Source organism: Synechococcus sp. R6-7, from assembly GCF_047461695.1.
GTDB lineage: Bacteria > Cyanobacteriota > Cyanobacteriia > Thermostichales > Thermostichaceae > Thermostichus.
Genome location: NZ_JANSHS010000079.1, coordinates 1 through 2,698, shown reverse-complemented (window position 1 = coordinate 2,698; position 2,698 = coordinate 1). Strand labels below are relative to the sequence as shown.

The following is a 2,698-nucleotide window of genomic DNA, read 5'->3' as shown; positions in this document are numbered from 1 at the left end:
TCAGCAGTGTTCAGCGTAAATGTATCAGGATCCAAGCAACAGAACATTTTGAGAACAGTCTCCAAACCATAGTCATTTCAAGCTAGATTGAGACACTCCCCAAGCGCTCTGTGCCGCTGCCGCGACCAACCCCAGCTCTTCTCCCAGAGAGAGAGGGAAGTTAGGGAACAATGCAACAGAAATGTTTCATTCCTGTTTAATAATGACTACACAAGTGGCTGCGCAGTTTATAGCTCTGTAGGGTGTTGGCCAGCAGCATCGTTACCGTCATCGGCCCTACGCCGCCCGGTACGGGCGTGATGGCAGCGGCCAGCTCTTTGACCGCTTCATAGTCCACATCTCCCACCAATTGCTCGGCTCCGGTGGGGGTCTCGATGCGGTTGATGCCAACGTCGATGACCACCGCGCCGGGTTTCACCATGTCTGCCCTCAATAGGCGGGGGCGGCCCACGGCCATCACCACAATGTCGGCGGCGCGGGTCACTTCTGCCAAGTCGGGGGTGCGGGAGTGGGCTAGGGTGACCGTCGCATCGGCGGCCAACAACATCAAGCTCAAGGGCTTGCCCACCAAGATGCTGCGACCGACCACCACTGCCTTTCGGCCTGCAATCGGGATCCCTTCTGCCTGCAACAGGCGCATCACGCCCAAAGGGGTACAACTGCGTAGGCCGGGCTCGCCGCGCAACAGCCGGCCCAGGTTGAGGGGATGGAGTCCATCCACATCTTTGTCGGGATTGATGGCCAGAAGGGGGGGGATGGGATCCCAGCCGGGGGGCAGGGGCAGTTGGACGAGGATGCCATCCACCCGCTCGTCCTGATTGAGTTGGTCGATGGTGTCGAGCAAATGGGCAGGGGAGTCTTGGGCGGAAAAATGTCGGCCAAAAGAAGCAATGCCCAACCGCTCACAGGCCCGCTCTTTGCCGCGCACATAAGCCGCACTGGCGGGATCCTCTCCAACCCGCAGCACTGCCAATCCCGGTGGTCGCCCCACCTGAGGTATCCAAGCTTGCACTTGGGCGGCCATCTCCGCTTGCAGACGGGCGGCTAAGGCTTTGCCATCGAGGATTTTTGCGGGCATGGGGGCGCAAGGATAAAGACAACCATCCAACGACCATCCATAGTGAAGCAGAATGGCAACAGCAGTGCAGGGGAAATGATCGGGTGGGATCCCTATGATTCGGGCAGGTCTTCTTCCTCTTGGCCCAATTGCTCGATGATGATCTCCACCTGCTGCCGCTTTTGCTCTAAAAAGTCCGCGCAGGTTTTCAGGGTTTGGGCGGCCTGTTGAAAGCGCTCCACCACTTCCGCCAGATCCAGTTCCCCCGATTCAATCTGGGCAATCAAAGTTTCCACCTCGGCAATGGCTGCTTCATAGCGCCACGGCTCCTCACGTTTGCGGCGGCTCATGGCTCTCCTCTACTCGTACCCATAGGCTTCCCGAGGCCAGTTGTATCATCAGGCGGGTTTGGGGAGGCAGGCGATGGGTGCGGATCAGGGATCCCTCTTCATCTCGCACCAAGGCATAGCCCCGTTTCAGAATGGCTTCGGGATCGAGCGCTTGGAGGCGATCTTGCAGGGCCTGTTGGTGCTGTTGGTGTTGCCGGAGGCGATGGCGCACGGCTTGGAGCAGGCGATGTTGGCGCTGGGTCAAGCGCTCCTGAGCCTGTTGCAACAGCCGCTCTGGATGCACGTAGACCAAGTGGTGCTGGGCCTGCTGCAAACGCTGCTGGGCCCTTTCCAAAGCTTGGCGAGTGCGTTCGATCAACTTCTGGCGCAACTGGGATCCCTGACGCTGCAATTCCCCCAGATCCGGCACGATCCGCTCGGCAGCTGCCGTTGGGGTATGGGCGGCGTAGTCGGCAGCGTAGTCAGCCAGGGTTTCATCCCGCTGGTGGCCAATCCCGGTGACCACCGGGATCCGACATTCGGCAATGGCTCGCACCACCCGCTCATCGTTAAAACAGGCCAAATCTTCGCTGGCTCCACCGCCCCGCGCCAAAAGAAGCACTTCCGCCCGCCCATCCTGTTCCACCCGGCGAATGGCCCGCACAATTGATTCCGGGGCCGCCTCCCCTTGCACTTGAGCTGGGGAGAACAGCACCCGTAGCCCGGGGTAGCGCTGGTTGAGGGTGCGCCGAATATCTCCCCAGCCGGCAGCGTGGGGGGAACTGACGACGGCAATGCACTGGGGATGAACAGGCAGAGGTCGTTGGTTGTCGAACAAGCCCTCGGCACTGAGGCGGGCCTTGAGCTGTTGAAATCGCAACGCCAACAGCCCTTCCCCGGCAGGCAGCAATTGCCAGATGACGAGGCGATAATGGCTGCCGCCGCTATAGATGCCAAGTTGCCCAAGGGCAAGCACCTGTTGCCCCACTTCCGGCCAGAAGCTGAGCCTGGAAGTTTGGCCCTGCCAGACCACCCCCTTGAGAACGTCACCGGTTTCCGGATCGACTAGGGTCAAGAACAGGTGGCCATTGCGGTTGCGCTGGCAACTGGAGACTTCCCCGCTCACCCACAGCCTGGCCAAGTAGGGATCCCCGGCCAGCAGCGATTTCAAATAACGGGACACTCCCCCCACCGAGAGCAGGGGAGCTTCATCCGTGAGCAAAAACTCCATCCCACTGCTGCGGGCGGCTAAAGTCACTTGTAAACTACCCGACCCTGACTACTTCGCAGTACAGGGCGGGCTTTCGGTAGC

The 2,698-nt window shown here is 60.2% G+C and carries 3 protein-coding genes; all 3 read right to left on the bottom strand.

Annotated elements, in window-relative coordinates:
• Positions 1 to 196 precede the first annotated feature (196 nt).
• The gene (gene folD / locus NW815_RS02930) at positions 197 to 1,078 is read right to left on the bottom strand and encodes a bifunctional methylenetetrahydrofolate dehydrogenase/methenyltetrahydrofolate cyclohydrolase FolD (protein ID WP_011431762.1); all 882 of its coding nucleotides are present in this window, start codon (positions 1,076 to 1,078) and stop codon (positions 197 to 199) included.
• 92 nt (positions 1,079 to 1,170) lie between these two features.
• Positions 1,171 to 1,407, bottom strand: a complete 237-nt coding sequence (gene xseB / locus NW815_RS02925; RefSeq protein WP_011431761.1) for an exodeoxyribonuclease VII small subunit — start codon at positions 1,405 to 1,407, stop codon at positions 1,171 to 1,173.
• Complete coding sequence (gene xseA, locus NW815_RS02920; protein WP_414390685.1) at positions 1,388 to 2,644, bottom strand: exodeoxyribonuclease VII large subunit; 1,257 nt, start codon at positions 2,642 to 2,644, stop codon at positions 1,388 to 1,390. Before xseA ends, xseB begins: the two co-directional genes overlap by 20 nt.
• Positions 2,645 to 2,698: the final 54 nt, after the last annotated feature.

Coding starts and splice junctions, on each gene's coding strand:
- xseB (WP_011431761.1), bottom strand. CDS start 1,407: ATGAGCCGCCGCAAACGTGAGGAGCCGTGGCGCTATGAAGCAGCCATT.
- folD (WP_011431762.1), bottom strand. CDS start 1,078: ATGCCCGCAAAAATCCTCGATGGCAAAGCCTTAGCCGCCCGTCTGCAA.